At 47.9% G+C, this 21330-nt stretch carries 22 protein-coding genes and 1 tRNA gene; 10 read left to right on the plus strand and 13 right to left on the minus strand.

All coding sequences use genetic code 11. The features are described 5' to 3' along the window. Nucleotides 1-22 precede the first annotated feature (22 nt). Together ACXAFQ_RS15055 and ACXAFQ_RS15060 are read right to left on the minus strand one after the other, a co-directional pair. Nucleotides 23-274 carry an Lrp/AsnC ligand binding domain-containing protein gene (locus tag ACXAFQ_RS15055; protein ID WP_474824050.1) on the minus strand — a complete coding sequence of 84 codons (252 nt, stop codon included), beginning with the start codon at nt 272-274 and terminating at the stop codon, nt 23-25. Nucleotides 275-446: 172 nt separating this feature from the next. Next, the gene (locus ACXAFQ_RS15060; RefSeq protein WP_474824052.1) at nt 447-947 is read right to left on the minus strand and encodes a hypothetical protein; all 501 of its coding nucleotides are present in this window, start codon (nt 945-947) and stop codon (nt 447-449) included. A gap of 259 nt (nt 948-1206) precedes the next feature. On the opposite strand from ACXAFQ_RS15060, the gene ACXAFQ_RS15065 reads away from it, so the two are divergent. Continuing rightward, nucleotides 1207-2523: a glycoside hydrolase family 1 protein gene (locus ACXAFQ_RS15065; protein WP_474824055.1), complete on the plus strand. Its 1317-nt coding sequence runs from the start codon at nt 1207-1209 to the stop codon at nt 2521-2523. A gap of 6 nt (nt 2524-2529) precedes the next feature. Continuing rightward, the gene (locus tag ACXAFQ_RS15070; RefSeq protein WP_474824057.1) at nt 2530-3144 is read left to right on the plus strand and encodes a glutathione S-transferase family protein; all 615 of its coding nucleotides are present in this window, start codon (nt 2530-2532) and stop codon (nt 3142-3144) included. Nucleotides 3145-3252: 108 nt separating this feature from the next. Here the strand turns inward: ACXAFQ_RS15070 and ACXAFQ_RS15075 are convergent, their stop codons facing one another. From ACXAFQ_RS15075 to ACXAFQ_RS15105, 7 genes are all read right to left on the minus strand, one after another. Continuing rightward, on the minus strand, nt 3253-4113 hold the full coding sequence (locus tag ACXAFQ_RS15075) for an alpha/beta hydrolase (RefSeq protein ID WP_474824059.1): 861 nt from the start codon (nt 4111-4113) through the stop codon (nt 3253-3255). A gap of 18 nt (nt 4114-4131) precedes the next feature. Then, a complete protein-coding gene (locus ACXAFQ_RS15080) occupies nt 4132-4956 on the minus strand; it encodes a fumarylacetoacetate hydrolase family protein (RefSeq protein WP_474824060.1) in 825 nt (274 codons plus the stop codon). A 22-nt stretch (nt 4957-4978) separates the two neighbouring features. Next, entirely contained in the window at nt 4979-5866 is an 888-nt protein-coding gene (locus ACXAFQ_RS15085) for a VOC family protein (protein ID WP_474824062.1), read from the minus strand. After that, entirely contained in the window at nt 5867-6295 is a 429-nt protein-coding gene (locus ACXAFQ_RS15090) for a GlcG/HbpS family heme-binding protein (RefSeq protein WP_474824064.1), read from the minus strand. Beyond that, the gene (gene mhpA, locus ACXAFQ_RS15095; protein WP_474824066.1) at nt 6292-7869 is read right to left on the minus strand and encodes a bifunctional 3-(3-hydroxy-phenyl)propionate/3-hydroxycinnamic acid hydroxylase MhpA; all 1578 of its coding nucleotides are present in this window, start codon (nt 7867-7869) and stop codon (nt 6292-6294) included. The genes ACXAFQ_RS15090 and mhpA overlap by 4 nt, the downstream gene beginning before the upstream one ends. A gap of 22 nt (nt 7870-7891) precedes the next feature. Further along, complete coding sequence (locus tag ACXAFQ_RS15100; protein ID WP_474824068.1) at nt 7892-9121, minus strand: amidohydrolase family protein; 1230 nt, start codon at nt 9119-9121, stop codon at nt 7892-7894. A 91-nt stretch (nt 9122-9212) separates the two neighbouring features. Then, nucleotides 9213-10112 carry a LysR family transcriptional regulator gene (locus ACXAFQ_RS15105; protein ID WP_474824070.1) on the minus strand — a complete coding sequence of 300 codons (900 nt, stop codon included), beginning with the start codon at nt 10110-10112 and terminating at the stop codon, nt 9213-9215. 244 nt (nt 10113-10356) lie between these two features. Between ACXAFQ_RS15105 and ACXAFQ_RS15110 the strand changes: the two genes are divergently transcribed. Continuing rightward, nucleotides 10357-12072 (plus strand): SulP family inorganic anion transporter, encoded by a 1716-nt coding sequence (locus ACXAFQ_RS15110; RefSeq protein ID WP_474824072.1) that lies wholly within the window; start codon nt 10357-10359, stop codon nt 12070-12072. A 21-nt stretch (nt 12073-12093) separates the two neighbouring features. On the opposite strand, the gene ACXAFQ_RS15115 is transcribed toward ACXAFQ_RS15110, so the two are convergent. Both ACXAFQ_RS15115 and ACXAFQ_RS15120 read right to left on the minus strand, forming a co-directional pair. After that, a complete protein-coding gene (locus ACXAFQ_RS15115; protein WP_474824075.1) occupies nt 12094-12957 on the minus strand; it encodes a DNA ligase in 864 nt (287 codons plus the stop codon). Nucleotides 12958-13155: 198 nt separating this feature from the next. Continuing rightward, nucleotides 13156-13584, minus strand: coding sequence for a DUF3010 family protein (locus ACXAFQ_RS15120; protein WP_070126060.1), 429 nt, complete (start codon nt 13582-13584; stop codon nt 13156-13158). A gap of 198 nt (nt 13585-13782) precedes the next feature. Here ACXAFQ_RS15120 and ACXAFQ_RS15125 point away from each other — a divergent pair, with 198 nt between their 5' ends. Continuing rightward, entirely contained in the window at nt 13783-14388 is a 606-nt protein-coding gene (locus tag ACXAFQ_RS15125; RefSeq protein WP_474824077.1) for a class I SAM-dependent methyltransferase, read from the plus strand. Here ACXAFQ_RS15125 and ACXAFQ_RS15130 read toward each other — a convergent pair whose 3' ends face one another. Further along, on the minus strand, nt 14389-15519 hold the full coding sequence (locus ACXAFQ_RS15130) for an HNH endonuclease (protein WP_474824079.1): 1131 nt from the start codon (nt 15517-15519) through the stop codon (nt 14389-14391). Between the two features lie 199 nt (nt 15520-15718). Between ACXAFQ_RS15130 and ACXAFQ_RS15135 the strand changes: the two genes are divergently transcribed. The 4 genes from ACXAFQ_RS15135 to ACXAFQ_RS15150 all read left to right on the plus strand — a co-directional run bounded on the left by ACXAFQ_RS15135 (nt 15719) and on the right by ACXAFQ_RS15150 (nt 18570). Then, nucleotides 15719-15925 (plus strand): hypothetical protein, encoded by a 207-nt coding sequence (locus ACXAFQ_RS15135; RefSeq protein ID WP_474824081.1) that lies wholly within the window; start codon nt 15719-15721, stop codon nt 15923-15925. 113 nt (nt 15926-16038) lie between these two features. After that, nucleotides 16039-16497: an SLATT domain-containing protein gene (locus ACXAFQ_RS15140; protein ID WP_474824084.1), complete on the plus strand. Its 459-nt coding sequence runs from the start codon at nt 16039-16041 to the stop codon at nt 16495-16497. A 1-nt stretch (nt 16498) separates the two neighbouring features. Beyond that, the gene (locus ACXAFQ_RS15145) at nt 16499-17587 is read left to right on the plus strand and encodes a nucleoid-associated protein (RefSeq protein ID WP_474824086.1); all 1089 of its coding nucleotides are present in this window, start codon (nt 16499-16501) and stop codon (nt 17585-17587) included. After that, the gene (locus ACXAFQ_RS15150) at nt 17584-18570 is read left to right on the plus strand and encodes a GTP pyrophosphokinase (RefSeq protein WP_474824088.1); all 987 of its coding nucleotides are present in this window, start codon (nt 17584-17586) and stop codon (nt 18568-18570) included. Before ACXAFQ_RS15145 ends, ACXAFQ_RS15150 begins: the two co-directional genes overlap by 4 nt. Before the next feature lie 120 nt (nt 18571-18690). Here the strand turns inward: ACXAFQ_RS15150 and ACXAFQ_RS15155 are convergent. Continuing rightward, nucleotides 18691-18767, minus strand: a tRNA-Arg gene (locus tag ACXAFQ_RS15155). Nucleotides 18768-19004: 237 nt separating this feature from the next. On the opposite strand from ACXAFQ_RS15155, the gene ACXAFQ_RS15160 reads away from it, so the two are divergent. After that, the gene (locus ACXAFQ_RS15160; RefSeq protein WP_070126067.1) at nt 19005-19541 is read left to right on the plus strand and encodes an acyltransferase; all 537 of its coding nucleotides are present in this window, start codon (nt 19005-19007) and stop codon (nt 19539-19541) included. 78 nt (nt 19542-19619) lie between these two features. Continuing rightward, the gene (locus tag ACXAFQ_RS15165) at nt 19620-21233 is read left to right on the plus strand and encodes a right-handed parallel beta-helix repeat-containing protein (protein ID WP_474824091.1); all 1614 of its coding nucleotides are present in this window, start codon (nt 19620-19622) and stop codon (nt 21231-21233) included. The last annotated feature ends 97 nt before the right edge of the window (nt 21234-21330 follow it).

Consider the following 21330-nt stretch of genomic DNA (forward strand, 5'->3'; position numbering starts at 1 on the left):
CTCGCATAGCTCGCAAGCCTTCTTAAACCTTTGAAAAATAATGAATTAAACAGCCCCTCCCGCAATCTATGGCCGAGAGGATCACAGAGGTGTCGGTATGACTGAACTCGCTCATTGATTCCAGCAAGGCATCCAGACTTTTCGTTGACTCCAACGACACTTCCATCACAAAGGCATATTCACCGGTTACGTTGTACGCAGAAACCACGCACTGCTGTGACTGAATAAACCGGATGACCTTGGGCTCACAACCCACGAAAGGTTTTATTCTCACAACAGCAGAAACACTATGTCCGAGTGCGGAGAGGTCGACCTTGGCGGCGTAACCGGTGTTGCCACGCAGGATCTGGCCATTGCGCAGGCAGTTCCGGATAAGTGGAAAAATCGAAGCAGTTAAAAAGCCCCGGTCTTCACCAGGGCAACACCACTGACACACGGGTGCAAAGTCATATTGATGCTTCTTCTTGTTGTGCGTAATCGTTCAGCGCGAGACGGATGGTAATGGCGGCAACCAGCCCACCCAGACAAATTCCCCACAGTGTTTTCAACATCGCTGCGTTGTTGAAAGCTAAGGCGTCGATGTTTATCGCGAAGGTGAGTACCGCAAAAAAGGCAACTGACAATACAGCACCAAATACTGCAAAAATGAGCGCGCGAAGAAGAGGATGAGAAGGTAGCCACGACGCTTGAGCCGAATGTTCATCCACATGAAGCTGCCCGCTGCGGATGCGCTTCCGGGTTAGAAAAGACGGAAAAAACGCACCCATAAAGCCGATTGCCAGCCCCTGGGGAATGCTGTCGATAAACAGCCCACTGTCGCCTTGCATGGGCACTACGTCTAACCCACCGAAGATCAGGAAAACAAAAAATAAGCTGAATAAGCCATTGATGACCGCACCTACCACGGTTTCAATGCTTTTATAGCGGCTTAGGGTCATAGTGCTCATTTTGTTATTTTCCTTTTCAAGTTTTTAACAAAATGTAACTTACGAAATTTCTGCAATTCGAACAAATCGTTTATTTGATAGCATGTATTGATAAAAACTATGGATAAAACACCCAGTCGTTTCTGCACCGCCCCTTCTCGATGACGAAAATTAACCATTAACTCAGACTATACAACCGCCAAAAATGATTATTATTCCTGACGGTTAATTCACGTTATTTTTACAGTTAAGAAATTAATTTTTGACATCAGGACGTACCATGATCAACCGCAGACAATTCCTTGCTATGGCCTCCGCCACTATGAGCGCACCGCTTTTTGCCAAAGCCGCCTCTTCTTCTTTACCTGCTGGCGGTGAGTTTCCCGATAATTTTCTTTGGGGTGCAGCCAGCGCCGGGCATCAGGTTGAGGGCAATAACGTTAATTCAGACATTTGGCTGTTAGAGAACGTAAAGCCCACGCTCTTTAAGGAGCAGTCTGGCGATGCCTGTAACAGTTTTGAATTGTGGGAAACCGATCTGGATTTGTGTAGCAATCTGGGATTCAGCGCGTATCGTTTTTCTATTGAATGGGCACGTATTGAGCCAGAGCCGGGCTTATTCAGCCAGGCCATGATTGATCATTACAAGCGTATTATCGACGGTTGTCACAAGCGCAACATGGTGCCTCTGGTCAGCTTTAATCATTTTGCCAGCCCGGTATGGTTTGCTGCCCGTGGTGGCTGGACCAACCCGGAAGCGCCTGCGTTGTTCGCAAACTATTGCAGTAAAGTTGCCGCACAACTGGCTGATGGTATTGGCTACGCGGTTACCTTCAATGAACCTAACTTACTTCGCCTGCTTAAAGTGCTCGGCGTACCGCCGTTTGTGTGGGACATGCAGGAGAAAATGCTGGCAGCCGCAGGCCGAGCCACGCAATCAGAACACTTTACCGGCTTGAATGCCGCACGCATGCAGGATTTAGATGTAATGAACCCCATTCTGATAGAAGGCCATAAAGCGGCCCGTCAGGCCATTAAAGCCGAGCGCAGTAATCTGGATGTCGGTTTCACACTGGCAATGCTGGATGATCAGGAGGCCGGGCCGGGTTCTGTTCGCAACGAAAAGCGCCAATACAATTATGGCGACTGGTTGAAGGTTACAGAAACCGATTTTATCGGCGTACAAAATTACGAAAAAGTGGTGTGGGATAAGAATGGTCATGTTCCCACGCCAGAAGATGCAGAGAAAAACCACTCAGGCAGCTGGATAGAGGCTTCCTCGCTGGCAAACTGCGTAACCTACACCTACGCAGAAACCGGCAAGCCAATTCTTGTGACAGAGCACGGTATTGGCACTGAAGACGACAGCCAGCGTGAGCGCTTCATCAAAAACTCGCTGAAGCATTTACAGAGTGTGATTGATAAAGGCGTGCCGGTGAAAGGTTATATTCACTGGACGCTGCTGGACAACTTCGAGTGGATATCAGGCTATGAGCCGAAGTTTGGTTTACACACCGTAGACAGAAAAACCTTCGAGCGGAAGCCCAAGCCCAGCGCGTTGGCTTATTCGAAAATTCTCAAACAAAACCGTGTGTAGTTCATAATGTTAACTTTGTGCGCCTCGCCAGGCGCCTGTTCGCAAATTTCAATTATTATGCTGGAAAAAGCGCAGGTAAATTATGCCCTGCGCGCCGTGCACCTTGTTAAGAGCGAACACAAAACCACGGAATATTTGTCTGTAAATCCCAAAGGGAAAGTGCCGGCTCTGCTGACAGATACTGGCGTGATTACAGAAACCCCGGCGATTTTGCTTTTTCTGAACGGTCAGTTTCAACATGCGGGAATATTGTCTTCCCAGGTAAGCACCGTTGAAGCGGTAAGCGATCTGAGCTGGTTTGCCAGCACCATTCACCCGCTTATTACCCGCTATTGTAAGCCCGAGCTATTGGGTGTGAGTCATGATATTGCCGCAGTGAAAGCCAATGCTGAGAAGCAACTGTTGGCCGCCTACCGAAGCATTGAGGAACGCCTTTCTACCCAACCATTCTGGTATGGCAACAGCTGGGATGCCCTGGATATTTACCTGTTCTGGACAGTAAACCGACTCAAACGCGCCGGATTTTCTTTCGCCTACACCGATATGGTAATACAACATTATCAACGTTTGCTCTCTGACCCCGTGATTAAACGGGCGCTGAATAAAGAAAGGGCTTTGTGAGCCGTTTTAAAAAGCACGACATAAAAAAAGCAGCCAATCAGCTAATGCTGAAAGGCTGCTTTTTTGGGTTTTGCGAACCGGCGCAGTGCTCATATTGAGCGCATGCGGTTAAATCACTTTCGAAACAAATACCGCAATTTCATCCCGCAAACGGGTATCAGATGTTCCTAAGTGCCCAGCCACTGAATAGTGATTATGGCCAGAAAGCACCATGCTCTGATCGAGTTGCTGGTTGGCTTCCAGACGGAACTGTAACAAGCCCAGATACTCCTGTTGGAATCGGGGCGGATCGAACTCGCTGCACACAACCATCAAAGGTACCGGTGAAGCGGTTAAAGCCGGTAACGGCATGCGCGCTGAATACAATGCAGGTTCACCGTAATATTGGGTATCCCGTTCGTCCAGTGGCGTAGCACCATATAGGCCCGACAGTAACACAGCACCGCGTACATCCGACTTATCGGCATGAAGTTGCAGATAGGTGGCAACGTGGCAGGCGCCTGCAGACGTACCGCATAATACCATTTTGTCTGCATCGCCTCCGTGTGCAGCAACATTGCTTTTCAGCCATTGCACCACCAACCCAAGATCTTCACCGCCGGTTGGCCATACGAATTCCGGAGCCAAACGGTAGTTTATGACTACGCCCAGCCAACCTTGCTCTGCAGCCATGCGGCCTACGCAGGCGTTATACCAGCGTTCGTCGTCGCCTTTGTCACCTTTCAGAAAGCCGCCACCATGCACGAAAACAAATACTGGTTTGCAAGTTGCCGCGTCGGGCTCGCCCCCGTAAATATCCAGTACTTGCCTTTCGTGCTCGCCGTAGGGTACATCGTGGGCCGTAGCGGGCTGGCGCTGCACCAGTGCGCGCTGCTCTTTATCGAAAGCCTGTTGCATGCCCTGCATCATAGCGGGGCCAAGCTCCCGTCCAAGGGCTGCAATTTGTTGTCGCACAACCGGGTCCTGCATGGTGAGCTCCTGTTCTGATTATTCTGCAGTAATGGTATTTACCAGTGTGCCCATGGGGCCGATTTCTACCGTTACCGTGTCGCCAGGTTTCATCCACAGAGGTGGGTTACGTTTTGCGCCAACGCCGCCCGGCGTACCACTGGCAATCACGTCACCCGGTTTCAGCGGAGTGAAGCTGGAAATATACGCAATCACCGTGGCGATAGGGAAAATCATGTCACCAATAGGTTGCTGTTGCACGATATTATCGTTCAGGCGAGTCGTTACGTTCACTTCTGAAAGATCACCTGCCTCGTCCGGCGTTACCATGTAAGGACCGAACGGGCCGGTGGTTGGGAAGTTTTTACCCGGCGTAAATTGGCGGCTGTGCCACTGCCAGTCGCGTACCGACGCATCGTTGAAGCAGGCATAACCAGCTACGTGAGACATGGCATCCTCTTCTGATATATAACGCCCGCCTTTGCCAATAATTACCGCCAGTTCGCCTTCGAAGTCGAGTTGGGTAGACACTTTCGGCATCACAATCGGTTGTTCATGGGCAGACAGAGAATCGGCAAAACGCACGAAAATAGAAGGATGCTCGGTAGCCGCACGCCCGGTTTCCTGACGGTGACTTTCGTAATTGTGACCCACACAGAATACTTTGCCCGGACTAGGGATCACCGGGGCTAATGTGACATCATTCAGAGCCAGCGTTGCATCGCTTTCCAGCGACGCCAGGGTGCCGTCGTTGATAGCCGTTTTTAAATCGGCAGCGGTGGCCGTTAAGTCGGTAATGATTTCGCCATTCAGTCGACCGAAACCCGCTTTGCCATCGGCAGTCGTAAAGCTTACGTATTTCATAATTTGTTCTTCCTAAAAACGATTAATTCAGAGGCTCGGGTTGCCAGGTGCGATGAAAACGAAACGTTTCTTCAGCCATTTTCAGGCCGGCAAAATCTTTGTCTGACATGCCCCATTGGTCGATGCGGTTTTCTGGCCAGGTCCAGTCTTCCGGTGCGCCCACTTTGTAATCTTCTGGCACTTTTTCTACTGCCGTTGAAAACTCCACTACAGCACCGAATGGCGAAATGTAGTAAGCAAACACGTTATCGCCCGGGCCATGACGGCCAGGACCCCAGGCAGGCGTGCGCTCGTGATCGCGCAAACGGCCAACACCACGCATAACGGCATCGGTATCTTTCATTTCAAAGGCAATGTGATTCAGTGAACTGAAGCCGGCACGGGCAAACGCCGTGCTGTGATGGGAATCGTTACAACGCACGAACACCATGCCTTTGGTGCGATCGGACACACGGAAATTCAGCACTTTTTCCACGATGTCAGCGGTACGCTCAGCGTCGGTGGCATTGAACACAACGTGGGTGAGTTTTACCGGCAAGTCATCATCGTCGATGGTTTGCGCTTCTTCGGCGTTAACCAGAAAACGCAGCAACTCGCCTTCTGGCAGTTCAACAACAATGCCTTCACCGCCACCCAGATCCGTGCAGACTTCAGGCCGACAAGGGAAGCCGGACATAGTCACACGGTCTTTTAGGGCAGAAAGCTCGTCGTTGTCACAAACAAAGGTGACGCTGCGCACGTATTTGCTGTCGCCTTCTTCCAGTGCCACAAGGTACGGGAATGCGCCAGAACCACGAATGTAATGGGTGTTGTTTTGTACCGCTGCCAGGTTGGTTTTCCAAACGTTCACCAGAAAATCGGCGGCGTCGGCGGCATCGGGCAGCACCATTTCGATACTACGTAATTTCATTTACAGATTCTCCAACTGCGCGGCAACGGCATCGATACCTGCCTGCGCACATAATTCATCGTTATCACCGGTGTCGCCACTAATGCCGATAGCACCGAGAATGTTACCGTTGGCGTCTTTGATCAGGTTTCCACCCGGCGACAGCGCCAGCTCAATACCACTGATGGCCGTTACGCTGGCGAAAAATACCGGGTTGTTCTTTGCTTTCTCAGCAATGCCACGGGTATTAAAACCCATACCCAGCGCCCCTTTGGCTTTCGCCATGGCAATGTCGAAACGGTACAAGCTTGCCTTGTCTTCTCGCTTGAATGCCATCGGATGCGCGCCGGCGTCCAGCACCACCACTGCCAAAGGCTTAATGTTGTTTTCGGCTGCGTAAAGTCGCGTGCCGTCGATAATTTTTTCAGCTAATGCGAGTGTGAGTGTCATGCTATTTGCTCCTGTTGGTGCGGCTTGCTCGTGGCGTCGCCTAACTGGGCTTTCAGCTGTTCGAGCAATGGCGCTACCTGGTTGTTTGCCGTGCCATAGACATAGAAATCTGGGCGCAGCAGTACCGCGTCTACCCCCGCCTCTTCGATCCACGCGTTCAGCTGTGGGTCTTGCCAGGCAGCAATATTGGTCACTTCAATATTCAGTGAAGGTAGAATACTGGCGATAAGTTGTGTTACTTCCGTAGCCAGCGATGCGCTGGTCACCAACAAGCGCCAGTCGCCCGTTGCCAGTTCGTCTAGCAGTTGGGCTTTGCCATCTACGGTAATGCGAGGCTGAATGAAACGACGCCCTGCTTCAGCCGTGTTGTTGGCAACAATGCCAGCCGTGACCGGCGGAATAAGATGCGCCGCGGTGGCGGGCAATTCACCGTTGCGGACTTTTTCACGAATTTCTTCATCACGGGCAGCCGCTTTTTCTTGGTCAAGCATGCAGATATAACGTCCTGCGCCTACCGCTGCTGAAATGACGGCCCGTACATGGGGGTCTCGCTCTGGCTGGTAAGTGTCCAGCAAGGATTCATTCGCTTTGCCATTGGCAATCAGGTCGAGTTTCCACGCCAGGTTTGCCACATCACGGAAGCCATGACACATACCCTGACCAAAGAACGGCGGTGTCTGGTGCGCGGCATCACCGGCCAGAAACACATTGCCCACTTTCCACTGCTCGGCTACCAAGCCGTGGAAACGATAAGTTGCGGCGCGCACGATGTTATGCGGCACACCTTCGAGATAGGGCGCGAGCAACGCTGCCACGTTCTCCGGTTTCATCATTTCCTGATCGTCTTCGCCCGGCAGCAACATCAGCTCCCAGCGGCGGTGATTGCCTCTTCCCGGTACCACAGTGGCGGGACGTTTCGGATCGCACATCATTACCGATAATTGCTGAACATCAGCATCATCTGGCAAACCACTCAAATCAGGGAATCGAATGGCACCGTCCACTTCAGCATCCACCACCAGCCAGGGCTCTTCAAATTGCAGATCATCGAGCTTCACGCCCAGCGACTTTCTGATCACGCTACGGGCACCATCACAGGCAATGACCCAGCGGGCACGCACGTTGTCAGTTTCGCCGTTACAAAACGTGGCAATGTCTACCCCGTTGTCTTGTTGAGTTAGCGCCGTGCACTGAGTGCCTAAGCGCAGAGAGACATTGTCGAAACGTGTAAGTGCATCACGAAGGTGCTCTTCCAGCTCGGGCTGATAAAAGAAGTAATCGTTAGACCAACCGTATGGACGCGGTTTGCCCACCGTGCCCATATAGCGAATAACGCCATGATCGGCACCAATGTGCAGGTGTCCGTCGGTGTCACGCATGTCTTTTAAAATGGTGTCGTGCAGACCGATAGACTGAAACAAACGCACCATTTCGTGATCGAGGTGTACGGCGCGGGGAAGCGGATATGGGTTGGCTTCTTTCTCTAAAACCACCACGCTTAAGCCCCGTTTTCCCAGTAAATTGGCCGCAAGCGCCCCTACCGGCCCGCAGCCAATAATTGCAATATCAAACATCTTGGGTATTCCTTCTGGCGGGCTAGCTCATGCTTAAAGGCGCTTTATAGAGGCGTCCTTCCTGCATAATCATGGTGATTTTCTGCTTATTTTGAATAATGGAAACATTCTGTGTGGGATCGCCGTCTATCAACAACAGATCGGCCAGATAACCCTCTTTCACCAAACCAAGCTCTTCACCCATACCCATTAGTTGACCACCAAGTTGCGTGGCAGCGTGCAGGGTTTCAGCAGGGGTGTAGCCAAAGTGCTCAACCCACAGTTCTAAATCGCGGGCATTGCGTCCGTTAGGGTTGAATGGAAATCCGTAATCGCCACCGGGGAGAATGCGTACCCCTTTCTCTTTGAGCTTAGGTACCAGTGCTTTTAGTCGTGACATCACAATGGCCGCATCTTCTTTCATATGGGTCATGTCCATATGCGGAGGCGGGTTTGCATCCAGCGTGGCCTGAATAATGCCGATAGTGGGCGCGACGAACATTTCGTCTTTCTTCGCCACCAGCATATCGATGGCTTCGTCGTCGGCGTAGGTACAGTGATAAAGAATACGGAAGCCGGCTTTAATGCCGAACTTAACGGCATCGCAAGCGTGGGCATGGCCGGTTAGCCACACATCGCTTTCGCGGGCTTGCTCGCCTGCCGCCAACAATTCTTCTTCGGTATAAAGCAGCTCCAGCGATGCACCTGGCTTCAGCGCACTTTCGCCCGAGATCAGAAACTTAATGGCTTTGGCACCAATATCGGCGCACTCTTTTACAAACTCTTTCACACCTTCCGGGCCGCGTGCGTGCAGCTCTACGTGACCGGGATCGAGCTCGGAATCGTTGGGCGGCTCACGTTCAACAGAAGAAGGAATAAGGCGAGGCCCTGGCATGCCGCCATCTTTAAGATGCGCATTCAGCGAGATTTCCAGCGTTTTGCTCAACGCGCCAGCTGAATAGGCACTGGTGAATCCGTGGTCGAGCAGAATACGGGCATTGCGAGCAGCGGTTAATGCCAACTCCTCAGGTGGCAGAGACATGCCAGGAACGAATTTTTCTACCGACGTAGGCCAGGTAAGATGCGCATGGGCTTCAACCATCCCCGGCATCAGCGTTTTTCCATCGGCATCAATAACCCGATCGCCCGGTTGGGCTTCAATAGGTTGCTCGCTGATGAGAACAATATGTTTATCTTCAACAGCGACTGAACCGGACGTTAAGGCACTACCGGTTCCGTCGAAAATATTGGCATTGTTAATAATTGTACGCATAAGCGCCACCTGTTGTTCTTGGTTTTAGCTTATGTTGGCATCATCCTATATTTGTTCAAATATTTATTTTTTTGTTAAATATAGGTAAAAACTATACATCGAGACATTGCACCGTGTGGTCGATGAACGCCTGCGCGATTGCTGGCAATTTACGTTCGGCCAGCCAGAGCAGACCCACCTTGCGTTTAAAGTTAATTCCATCAATCTCGATGGCGCGCAAACTGCCATTTTCCAGTTCTGATTTCACCACTTCTCGAGGCAAGATTGTGATGTAATCCGACGCGCGCACAATGTACTTTGTGCTCAATAATGAGTCAGAAGAAATCACGTTGTTGGGAATGGCTGCGTCACTACTGATAAAAAGCGCATCGATTTGACGACGAAACCCACCCACTTTATCGGGCAGTACCCAACGGGCGCTGGCCAGCTGTCGCAAATTTAGCTTTTCAGGTAAGTGATAGTTAGTTTCACCCACCACAATGGAGAACGGGTCGCTGAACACCGGTAACTCGCAGAAACTGTCGGAAGAGCTTGTCATGCCTGAGGTGAGAATAGCCAGGTCGAGCTCGTAATTTTTCAGCATTTGATGCGCTTTTGCATCATGACATTCGGTTATCCGCAGATTAAAGCGAGGATATTCTTTGCTGAAACTGCTAATCACCTTGCCCATCACCGATGCCAGCGCGCCTGGCGTACCACCGATATTCAGCGGCCCACCGACATCATCTTCCAGCAGCTTAATTTCTTCCTGAGCAGAGAGCAGCAAGCTGTCGACAGCCTGGGCTTTAATTTTCAATGCTTCGCCGGCGGGCGTGAGCTGGATACCTTGCCGGTTTCGCTCAAACAGTTTGGTTGCCAGTACCCGTTCAAGCTGATTAATCGCCACGGAAACCGATGGCTGAGAAAGGTGTTCTGCTCTGGCAGCACCACTGATGGTTCCCTCGCGACAAACCGCGAGAAATAAACGAAGCGTTCGGGGATCGATGCGCATTTATCACTCCTACCATTAACTCTGCTTATGCTTCTTAAAAAGATACACAAATATTTGAATGGCCAAAGTGTTAAATAATTATTAAAAAAATACAACATCAACGTTAGTTGCACAGCGTATAAGTTGCGTAAAGACGGCCTTGCACCGTAAGGCTCACTCGTAAAGCGAATGGTGTATACTGAATTTTCTGAATAATGCTGTGAATTACCCGGCGTTCCTACTCGCAAGCAATAAGGAAGATGTGTTGCCAGTACCTCTTGTTCAAGCGCTGAAAGGTTATAGCCGTTCCCATTTCGTGAGTGACTTGGTGGCCGGCTGCGTGACCGCTTTCATTGCCGTACCGCAAACCATGGCCTACGCGCAACTCGCCGGATTGCCCGCCGAATATGGCCTTTACAGCTCGCTATTACCACTGATTTGCTATGCGCTGTTCGGTAGCAGCCGAACGTTGGTGGTTGGCCCCGCTGCGTTAATTAGTCTGATGATTGCTTCCGCCATTGGTCAGATTGCCCCCGCTTCGCCAGAAGCCTACATACAAATTTCCGTGAACCTGGCCATGCTCGTTGGGCTTATTCTGATGGCCATGAGCGCCCTGCGGTTGGGGAGTTTTGCCAAATTGATCAGTAGCCCTGTGATCACCGGTTTCACCAGTGCGTCGGCGCTAATCATTGCTGCCAGCCAACTTAATTTGGTGCTTGGTATTGAAGGTGAAAAAGGCGCAACGTTTATCGATACCATTTCCCGAATGCCCGCTTCGCTGGCTTCTGCGAACCTTTCTGTTGTGTTATTAAGCGCAATGGCGTTTGTCATATTGTGGGCGGGAAAGTCGCTGTTACCGGTGCTCGCCAATAAGCTTAACCTGCCCGATACAGCCGCGATTGCCCTGAATAAATCTGGACCCATTTTCGCCGTGATTGCCGGTACTCTGGTGGTAGCGTTGTGGTCACTCAATACCACGCAAAGCGTTGCCGTGCTCGGTGCCATTCCAGACAGTCTGCCGTCACTGAGCTGGGCATTAATTGAGTTTAGCCTGTGGCGAGAGCTCGCACTGCCGGCATTTTCCATTGCGCTAATTTGCTTTCTCACCAGCATTTCCACCGGCTCTACCCTGGCCAGTAAAGATCATGAACGGGTAAATGCAAATCAGGAGCTGCTGGCCCTCGGCGTAACGAACCTGAGTTCTGCACTTACCGGCAGTTTTGCCCTGGCCGGTAGCGTGAGTCGTTCCATGGTGAACTACTCCGCCGGCGCCGCCACGCAAATTGCCAATGTGGTTTCAGCCTTCGTAGTGCTTATTACCATTTTGTTTCTTACGCCGTGGTTCTACTACCTTCCGCAAGCGGTGCTTGGCGCTATTGTGATCATGTCGGTACTGCCAATGATTGCGCTGAATAATCTGCGTCAGCGCTGGCAATTTAATAAAGCTGATGCCATCAGTTTGCTGGTTACCTTTTTCGCCACGTTATTGCTGGGTGTAGAGTTGGGCATCTGGGCCGGTATCGCCTGCTCGATTATTCTGCTGTTACAACGGGCCAGTCAGCCACATATTGCCGAGGTAGGCAGGGCCAAAAACGGGTATTTTAGAAACATTAACCGGCTAGATGTTGAAACCCTGCCAAACACCATTTTTCTTCGCATTGATGAGAGCCTGTACTTTGCCAACGTGCAATACGTTGAGAGTGCGATAATGAAACGCTGCGCGAAAAGCGACAATATTGAGCACCTGGTACTGATTTTCAGCTCGGTTAGCTTTGTGGATGAAAGTGCACTGGAAAGCCTGGAGCGGCTGTTGATTAACCTGAAAAATGCTGGCATTACGCTGCACCTATCCGATGTGAAGGGCATGGTACAAGACAGATTGAAGTTCACGGATATAGAGGAAAAGCTTAAGCCCGGACAGATGTTCTATACTGCAGATGAGGCCATGGCGGTGCTTAAAGCCAAAGAACATTCCGCGTAGACTGCCGCAGAGTCTTACCTATTATTTTGGACGATCGGCCTCTGGCCGTACATGCAGAAAACTGGCGAAACGGGGTAATCCCTTCTTCGTTTTGCCATAAAATTTGTAAGTTACCCAACTGCCAATGGGGGGTGGATTCAACCGTTCAGCATCGGTAAAGCCACTGCCGATTTTAAACCGTAAACCATCGCGTGCCTCCACCAGCAGCGAACCCATCATGCCCGCGTATTTGCCGTTGCCCGGCAGATGCTTAATCACCCGTGCCTCATTATCGTCAAAGCGCTTTGCCTTCAGCAGGTATTCGCTGCGGCCATCCTGATAACGTGCGTCACGATGATGTAACATCAGCCCTTCCCCGCCCGCTCTAACCACCTCATCTAGCCGCTGCTCAAACTCCGCTTCCGACGACACCGGGAATTGTGGAATTAGCTGCAGCGTTTGGGATTCTGTTGTCTTGATGATCCGCTTCATTTGCTCCACACGCTTCGCAAACGGTGCCCCCGATGCCGGTAAATCAAACACCATCAGCCGCACCTCCCGCCAGCGTTCATCCGGCGTTTCACTCAGCACAATGGATGCTATGCGCTGAAAGTCGTTCCGCTTCGTCCACAACTCACCATCGAGCGGTTCAGCAGGCCAGTTCTGAGTGAACCACGCAGGTGCGTGAATACGGTTGCCATTTCGGGTGAGCAGTTCTGAGCCCGTCCAGCGAGCACGAATGCCGTCGAGTTTTTCGCTTATGAGGTAGTTTGTGACGTTTAGATTGTCGTGTTGGTTATAGGTTTTGGGGAGTTGGAGGGGGGCGGTAATGGTTTGCGATTTCACCGCATCGCTAGCAAGAAGAAGCAGTAACATTGCCCCGCGTAAAATGGTCTGGTATTTCATTTATGAATTTCCGTGAAGAATCAGGCATTCACGGTAAGGGATAGTGCTAGGTTAAGATACTGTGCTTGCGGCGGGTTTGAAGGGTTTTTATCACCATTCTTCCAGTTGCTGGAAGTCTTTTATGCGGTCTCTTTTGAGTGTGGCAATTAACTAAATGAGGCCAGAGAATGGCCTCATGATAAGAACGACGACCAAGCGTTACATGTGTTGATTGATGTAGGCTAGCGCAGTCTCAAAAGCCGGTTTTTGGAAAACCTTTAACCCGGTATCGTTAAAATCGATATAGGTGCGACTCTCTTTTAATGCCGTTTTTATCTCAGTTGGCGGCATCACGATAACTTCTACACCCGTTAATAGCTCAAGCGCAGCCTCTAATTTGAAACCGATGGCGCCACCAGCAAACTTACCCTTCATCGGGCGCTGACGGATAACGATGATTTCGATTTTATAATCCTGCACCAACTGCGCGAAAGTTTTCTGAAAATACTTCAGCTCGTGGGCGGTAGCCGCTTTTTGCAGGCTCACTTTACGGGTGCGGCATTCAGGCAGGCGAAACATGCCATTATCCAGATTCAGCAGGACGATATTTGCATCATTTGCCGACAGTTCTACACCACATACACGCATTAAAAAGCTCCGCTATTAAATTAGAGCTTAGAGTATATCGGATTTGCTGGTTTGGGGCTGGTTTTTCTGCTTTGGGGCCTGACTTTTTACCTCGTTTAACCGGCTGGGCTAGTAATGATTGTAGACAGGGTGAATAGCATAAACAGCAATGAAGAAATGCTTTAGTATGAAGGTTAAAGCATTACGCTATTTCTATTCATGGACGAAACGATTTCTTACTACAGCCAGAACGCAGAGCACTTTCAACAACTTTATGATTCTGTTGAAGCCGAGAGCGTGCATGCGAGCTGGAGCCACATTCTTAAAGAAAAAGAACCCGGAGTTGCATTGGATGTAGGTGCCGGAAGTGGACGTGACGCAAGATGGCTTGCATCGCTAGGCTGGAAGGTTGTGGCAGTTGAGCCGGCGGAAGAGTTACGAAATCGGGCAAGCATGGCTGCTTGTCATAACATTGAATGGAGTCCAGCATGTTTACCCGATCTTGTAGAGCTGCCATACGGAGCTACTTCGTACGATCTCATACTTCTTTCTGCCGTGTGGATGCATATTCCACCATCTTTACGGTGTAAAACTTTTACCCGGTTGGTGGAGTTACTTTCCAGAGATGGTCTTATAATTATAAGCCTACGCTACGGCCCTGATGATCCTCAAAGACCTATGTATGAGGTAAGTATTGATGAAATTCACCGTTTATCTGGCGCCACTGATACTGTAGCTAAATCCATAACAGGAACTAATGTTCAAGATGATCTTGGGCGAAATACGATCACCTGGCAAACTATAAAAATTAGTAAACATGCTTAATTAGCCTCGGAATAATATTTCTCGGTGGTACGCAAGGTACTCGCGACTGTTTGCATTAATTTTGAGTTTGGCCGTTGCCTCTATACCCAGTCTTGTATATTCCTCCAACTCATCAGAGATCATTATTTCTCCGCTGTCAGCGAACGTTATGTAGGCCTTATCAAAGGCTTTGTCGACATTAGCCACTAACAAAAGGCCATTGTACTTATCAAGCTTTTCTTCTTCAGATGAGTCACGCCAAGGTTTTATGTGAGAGGCAATTAAGAAATCTCTATTTTCAATTCCTGTTAGTGCACATTTCCCCCACAAATCAATGAGGTCTTGTCTGTACTTACCCTGCCCGATTCGGGTCTTTACCAAAACAGCTTTCTCTGTCGGAGTTTTGGTATCGTCTTGAAGTATATTTTCAATGTCATCCTGTAGCTGCACTTGAGTGGTATCGAGCAAAAAGTCTTCATAGGCTTTGAGAGCAGATGAGTACATTTTTTGCTCTATGAAATCACGCTTCTTAAATATCTCGGTTTCGCACAAAATCAGTTCCATACGCTTCAGTTCTCGAACAGAGCTTATTTCAAATAGCGAATTTGCTCCTCGGCCTAACGTATTCAACCAATTTGGCATCGTAGTTTTTAATGCCGTGGTAAAGTTTTGTGCAGTTTCGTTGCTTTTTCCAATTTCAACCGCCCAGCGTTGGAACTGTTTGCCTAATTCAGAAAAATTTTGACTCAAGCACTGACGCAGAGTATTCCGGTTTTTTTCATCCTGAAGAAGTGCAAAAAGGTCATCGTTTAAATAAGCATATTCGATATACGTACCTATTGATTTATCACTAACTGAAAATTTCTTATTTGTAGATCCAGACTTCAGCTTATGATGCCAAAAGCTAGCGCTTCGAAGATGATAAAAAGGTAGAAAAGGACTATTTTTGTCGGCATCAGCACGGAACTTCTCAAAATGATAAGTGAATCGTTCCTTTAGGGCTTGATCGTAAAAAATTTCATTGTTAACGATATGCTTGTCTTCAATCAGGTCAAACACTGCGAATAGCAAGCAAACTTTATGAGGTTTAGCCCGACCAGACGACCTGTCCACGTTCAATTTCTTAAATTCATCCAGATATACTTCAAACATTTTACAACTCATCCTTGTTTAACAACTTCATACCCAGACTCTAAGTTTTTTTACTATTAATCAAGAAATAACATGATGATCTCTTATCTCTACGCGATGAAACGTATCTAAGCGAGTAGATGCTTGGGCGAGTTGTTGGGTATTTGACGCAATATACGAAGCAGCCGACAGTGGCGACTGGGCGAAGTTTGTGGAGCTTATGGGCGGCGTATTTTGCAAACGCGACGAACAGCCAATCAGACCGCTTTATCAAGAGAAGGTTAACCAAGAAACCGGTGAAATAAAGCAAAGTTACTTTGACGGCGTGATCACGTTCGTATTAAAAGGTGTGCAACATGCAGATAGAGAAATCATCACCCGCGTTCACGAATGGCGCATTGAACATCAGGCCAAAAGAGCCGCATAACGACTCTTCTGCTTTTACTTGGAGTTCTGTAAATAAGTGTACTGATTAGTTTTCAAAAAAGTTATTTCAAGTGCTATCATAGCTTTACTGCAAGCAAGAAAATATTATGGACGATGAAAGAACAGCAAGAATTACTATTTCTCAAAAATGAGATTGACGAAAAAATCCAAAAGCTTAAGAAAAAAGTAAGTAGTCGAAAAAAACATACATCGATCGCTAGAATTCTGATTATTGCAACTGGTGCTCTCGTCACACTTTCTTTAGGGCTAAATGTTCCAATTGAATATCAAACATGCCAGAAAAATATAGCTTTAGCATTAGGTGCATTGCTTACATTTGTTACGGGCTATGATTCAGCTTTTAATCTTAAGGGACTATGGATTAGACAAAAAACAACTCTTCTCTCTCTTTATCAATTAAAAAATGAGATAAATTATTTATCTTCTAAAAACTCAAATCCAAATTTAGATGATATTTTCGAAAAGTATCAAGAGATTTGGGATCAAGATAGTTCAGAATGGCTAAAAGTTGTACGCGAGAAAATAAAAACAACTAAAACAGGTAATCATTAAGATGAACCTTATTAACTTAGAAATTTCAAAAATAGCAATTCATCAAATCTTTCGTCGTAACAATATGGCTGAAAAAGTAGATCCAGTAAAAGGTGAAGAGCTTATAAGATTTGATGATTTGGCTCTTTCAACATTCAAAGACAGAGTATCTTCCGCGCTCGGTACGGACTCTAAAGCTGTTCCGATGGCGATCGTTGATGATGGTCCAACTTCACTAGTAAAAACGGTTGACCTACTTCTTACAGCAAACGACAGCAACTTTATTGACGAGTCCTTTAAAATTGCACATATGCTCGCTGATGCACAAAATCAAGTGCGATACACCGGAGGAATAGTGGTTGTTTTCAAAGGAACATATTCAATGGAAAACAAACCTTTTATCGGTATTATGAAAGCTGATTTACATAGTGCTTATGAGAAGAAGCTTGACGAATTGACACGCCAGATAACTCTCTCTTTTGTAACTGAAGCCCTGTTGACACCAGCGACTAAACTTTATAAGACAGCTGGTTTTTTCAAAAGAAGTGATGTAGACGAAAGCTTACCGCTGAAAGAGCAGTTTGAAGTACTAATTTGTGATACACAAATAACGCCAATAGACGGTAAGGTTGCTGCGCAGTACTTTTATTCAGGGTTTTTAGGTTGTGGTTATCCTAGTAGTAGCGCTAAGACAACTAAAAAGTTCTTTGATGTAACTCACAACTTTATAAAATCTCTTGAAATCGATCAGGAGAGAAAGAGTTCGTTAATAAATGCTTTAAACTCTTACTTAAAATATGAGAACACTAATACTGTTGACCCCATCGACTTTTCAACTAGATACTTTCAAAGCGATGAAAGTGCTTCTTATGTGGAAACTTTAGAGGCAAAAAAGGTACAGATCACCTCGTTTGCAAAAGACACCCTTCATATTGAAAGTAAGCTAAAAGAGAGAAAACTGGAGTTTAAGAAAAAAGTCAAAATAATTGCGCCCGCAAAGGATTTTGGTGAACTAATCAGCTTCGAAGAGTTTCAAAGTGATTCTAAAAATGAGGATTCTCCAACATGGACAAGGGTTTTAATTAAAGATCAAATAACCACTCAAGAATGACCGAACAAGAGTTTTTAGAGCAGTGGCAAGAAGATAAAGCTTCATATCAGGCGTGGGGCGAATTCGTTTCGTCTTCTATTTGTGACTCGTTAAAGATTACGGTTCCTGACTTTAAGAATTTTTTAAAACTGCCTTGTGAAACTCGCATTAAAGATGATATTTCATTGATTGATAAAGCATTCTATAGAGAAGACAAAAGATATAATGACCCATACGCAGAAATTCATGACAAAGTTGGATGCAGATTTGTTGTTCTTCTCGAACGTGATATATATTACATCACTGATGCCATCGAACATAATCAAAGCTGGAAAGCGGTGCAATGTAGGAACTTTGGTTTGGAAAGAGAGAAAGCACCACTACTCTTTACATATCAATCTGTTCACTACGTCATTAGACCTAAGGAAGATTCGAGTATAAATGGTACGGCTGTTTCAGCTGATACACCATGTGAAGTTCAGATTCGCACACTTTTACAGCATGCATATGCTGAGCTTACCCACGATGCGATATATAAAGCCAAAACGATAATAAATCCCTCGATTCAAAGAACTGTCGCTAGAAGCATGGCTCTTATAGAGACAACAGATGAGTTTTTTTCTAAAGTTAATAGTGATTTAAATTCAACACCCTTCGAACAACTTCAATTTCAGAGCTTTCTTGACGAGCTCTATCTTAACTTTACAGGTCAACCTTGCACAGTTGCTCAGAAATCATCCATCACCATTCTTGATCAATTTAGCGAACTTCTATCCGATGAAACTAGAGAGAGAATTACAGTTTTCTTCAAAGGAAAAAATGACATCAGAAGTCTCATTAATCACAAGAGGGAGCGTTTACCTTGGTACTCTCAATCAATTGTTCTTTTTATAATTTGGTTGATTAGCAGGTATAAACTTAAAGCCATCACCAACTGGCCTATTGAACAAAACGTCTTGTCATCGATTGCTACTGATATCGGACATTCATTAGATATTGTGTAGCCAGCTTCACAACTTTCCCCTAGCTACAAGATTGAACTACTTCCAAGTGCTACACATTTGCTACATATTTCAAAAAGGGAATTTTTAGAAGAAATGAATCGGACTACAGCCCTTTAAAAATGGCGCACCCGATAGGATTCGAACCTATGACCTTTGCCTCCGGAGGGCAACGCTCTATCCAGCTGAGCTACGGGTGCATTCGTCGATGTGCGAAGAAGTGCACGAATCGAGAATAGGGGCGCAATGATACTGTTGCCGTCGTCCTGCTTCAACCGTTTTCTTTTCAAAATCGGCGTGTTCGGCCGTTGAATTGTTTGTCTTGTCGTTTATTGGCTGCTGGGGCTGTTTACTGCGTGAGCACAGTGTATATGCGTGCGTAATCGTGGTACAAATACCGGCAGTAAATAAACGGTGAGAATTTCAGTGGTGCAGGCATGATTAAACGGATTTTACGTCGACTCAATCGTAAGAGCCCGGCAGCTCAGGCGCGTGAGAATGGCGCAACAATTGGTACTAACTTTAATATGCTGAGCGGTGCCATTATCGACCCCGATCACGCCTGGCACATTACCATTGGCAACTACGTTACCCTTGCCCCTCGCGTTCATATTCTTGCTCACGATGCCAGCACCAAACATGCGCTTGGCTATACGCGTCTTGCGAAGGTAGCCATTGGCGATCGCGTATTTCTGGGTGCAGGAACCATTGTGCTGCCAGGTGTAACCATTGGCGATAAAGTAATTGTAGGCGCGGGGAGCGTTGTTACGTCTGACATTCCTTCGGGCAGCGTTTATGGCGGCATACCGGCCCGCTTTATCTGCTCGTATGATGAATACATTGATAAGCGCCGGGAAGAAATGGAAAACAGCCCGGTATTCGATGAATCCTACTCTGTCGACCACGGCATTTCAGAGGAAATGAAAGTGGAAATGAACGCAAAAATGGATAAGGGCGTAGGATACGTGGTGTAAACCGCCGAGCATGATCATGCGGGTTAACGTGCGCATTATTCTGCCGGCGCAGTGTATTTCTAACTATGAAGGATTGTAATGAAGAAAGGGTACGCGATTGTCGCGATGTATGTTGAAACGCTACTTTTCGGTGTATTGATTTCTTTTTCTGGTATCGCGTCGGCCAACGATAGTTGTATGGAGCGCGACATTTCAGACTACCAGTGGAAGCTGCGTCATCGTGGTGGTTTGCCGGCTCAAATTGAACAGGAGCCAGGCGCGCTGCTTGAACAATGTATACGCCTGAAAGGTGTTGGTCCTCACCCACTTAAATTAACCTCCCGCGATATTGAGATTGCTCACAACGGCGACAGCTTTAAAGCGGGCGGAGAATTCATCGTAAAAGAAGGCGATACGCTTCGCCTGCGCGTGCAAGCCCCGGTAGGCAATGGCGTTGGCAAAACCTATCGCTTGGTTTTCAACGAAACCGACCCTGACAGACGTCGCGATGTATTCCGCTTGCGCTGGCCGGTGCAAACCCGTAACGATAGTCGCGCACCGAAAACCTGGCATGTCGGCCCGTCGTCTCCCACCTATCGCGAAGTGAAGGATGTGTTTAAGCTGCTTTCAGCCGGCGACACCATTATTCTTGAGCCCGGTGCCACTTATCAGGCATTCGAAGCAAAAGAAATATCCGGCACCCGCGCGCAGCCAATAACGCTTAAAAGCAATGCCACTGATGCGTCTAAACGGGCTGTTATTGAAGGAGGCACTAAACGATTCAACTGGACAATGGGGCTTACCAGCTCGCACAACTGGGTTGTAGAAAACGTCATTTTGCAGGGCGGCGGCTTGTGTTTTCGTCACGCTTCCGACAATACCACGTTGCGCAATGTACTCATTAGACACTGTAAAACCGGGGTACTGTCTACCGACTATGATTCGGGCGACCTAACTCTCGATGCTGTTGAAATATATGATGCCGGCGGAAAAGAAAAAGGCCGCCCGTGGAATCACGGCATCTACGTGGCAAGCGATCAGCACACCTTTCCCGGCGCAACGTTCACCCTTGAGAACAGCTACCTGCACGATTTGCGCGGCAATGCGGTTAAATCCCGTTTTGAGAATTCGGTAATTCGCCACAATTGGATTGAAAACGGTGCTGAGAAACAATCCCGTTATTTGGTCGAAGTGATTGGTTACGACGGTCAATACGATTTTGATGGTCAGCACCATGAAGTAACCGACAATATGCTGGTGCATCGTATGCCGGGATTAGGTTCGCGGGCCGGTGGTGATGGCAAAAGCCCGTCACGGGGCGATGCGGTATTCGCGCGCAATTACTTTGTGATAGACGGTAATTACAATCGCTCTATGGTGCGTACTTTTCAGGGCTTAAATAGCCTGGAGGTAACAGATAACCGGTTAGTCTATTTAGCGTCGCCAACAAAGACCACGCTGGTAACCGACGAAGTGAAAGATGCAGGCTGGGAACAAGGTACGCCTGTGATTACGGTTTCAGGTAATCGTGTAACTGGCACCACAAAGCTACTGGAGCGCACGGCGCAAGGTGCCGTTATGAGCGGAAAGCCGCAAATCACCGTAAAAGACAACGACACCTCAGGCTTCGGCCGCCTGCAGCGCGACACGCTAGATCAGATGCGCCCGGAACAAGACGGCTATATTCAGTTACCTGATTGGCCAGACTTATAAGAAAGCATAGGCATGTATCTATAAAAAACTGGAAAATTCGCACGTTATCTCTTAATAATCATACGCATTCCGGGAACGTGGGCAATTACCATAGTAG

The organism is Alteromonas sp. ABH2_165, assembly GCF_056159945.1.

Excerpts from the sequence above, each read along its gene's own strand:
- ACXAFQ_RS15115 (WP_474824075.1), bottom strand. The coding sequence starts at position 12,957 with ATGAAATACCAGACCATTTTACGCGGGGCAATGTTACTGCTTCTTCTT.
- ACXAFQ_RS15145 (WP_474824086.1), top strand. The coding sequence starts at position 16,499 with ATGAACCTTATTAACTTAGAAATTTCAAAAATAGCAATTCATCAAATC.
- ACXAFQ_RS15090 (WP_474824064.1), bottom strand. The coding sequence starts at position 6,295 with ATGACACTCACACTCGCATTAGCTGAAAAAATTATCGACGGCACGCGA.
- ACXAFQ_RS15135 (WP_474824081.1), top strand. The coding sequence starts at position 15,719 with ATGGGCGGCGTATTTTGCAAACGCGACGAACAGCCAATCAGACCGCTT.
- ACXAFQ_RS15150 (WP_474824088.1), top strand. The coding sequence starts at position 17,584 with ATGACCGAACAAGAGTTTTTAGAGCAGTGGCAAGAAGATAAAGCTTCA.
- ACXAFQ_RS15100 (WP_474824068.1), bottom strand. The coding sequence starts at position 9,121 with ATGCGTACAATTATTAACAATGCCAATATTTTCGACGGAACCGGTAGT.
- mhpA (WP_474824066.1), bottom strand. The coding sequence starts at position 7,869 with ATGTTTGATATTGCAATTATTGGCTGCGGGCCGGTAGGGGCGCTTGCG.
- ACXAFQ_RS15080 (WP_474824060.1), bottom strand. The coding sequence starts at position 4,956 with ATGAAATACGTAAGCTTTACGACTGCCGATGGCAAAGCGGGTTTCGGT.
- ACXAFQ_RS15120 (WP_070126060.1), bottom strand. The coding sequence starts at position 13,584 with ATGCGTGTATGTGGTGTAGAACTGTCGGCAAATGATGCAAATATCGTC.
- ACXAFQ_RS15165 (WP_474824091.1), top strand. The coding sequence starts at position 19,620 with ATGAAGAAAGGGTACGCGATTGTCGCGATGTATGTTGAAACGCTACTT.
- ACXAFQ_RS15125 (WP_474824077.1), top strand. The coding sequence starts at position 13,783 with ATGGACGAAACGATTTCTTACTACAGCCAGAACGCAGAGCACTTTCAA.
- ACXAFQ_RS15065 (WP_474824055.1), top strand. The coding sequence starts at position 1,207 with ATGATCAACCGCAGACAATTCCTTGCTATGGCCTCCGCCACTATGAGC.
- ACXAFQ_RS15060 (WP_474824052.1), bottom strand. The coding sequence starts at position 947 with ATGAGCACTATGACCCTAAGCCGCTATAAAAGCATTGAAACCGTGGTA.
- ACXAFQ_RS15105 (WP_474824070.1), bottom strand. The coding sequence starts at position 10,112 with ATGCGCATCGATCCCCGAACGCTTCGTTTATTTCTCGCGGTTTGTCGC.
- ACXAFQ_RS15130 (WP_474824079.1), bottom strand. The coding sequence starts at position 15,519 with ATGTTTGAAGTATATCTGGATGAATTTAAGAAATTGAACGTGGACAGG.
- ACXAFQ_RS15075 (WP_474824059.1), bottom strand. The coding sequence starts at position 4,113 with ATGCAGGACCCGGTTGTGCGACAACAAATTGCAGCCCTTGGACGGGAG.
- ACXAFQ_RS15070 (WP_474824057.1), top strand. The coding sequence starts at position 2,530 with ATGTTAACTTTGTGCGCCTCGCCAGGCGCCTGTTCGCAAATTTCAATT.
- ACXAFQ_RS15160 (WP_070126067.1), top strand. The coding sequence starts at position 19,005 with ATGATTAAACGGATTTTACGTCGACTCAATCGTAAGAGCCCGGCAGCT.
- ACXAFQ_RS15085 (WP_474824062.1), bottom strand. The coding sequence starts at position 5,866 with ATGAAATTACGTAGTATCGAAATGGTGCTGCCCGATGCCGCCGACGCC.
- ACXAFQ_RS15140 (WP_474824084.1), top strand. The coding sequence starts at position 16,039 with ATGAAAGAACAGCAAGAATTACTATTTCTCAAAAATGAGATTGACGAA.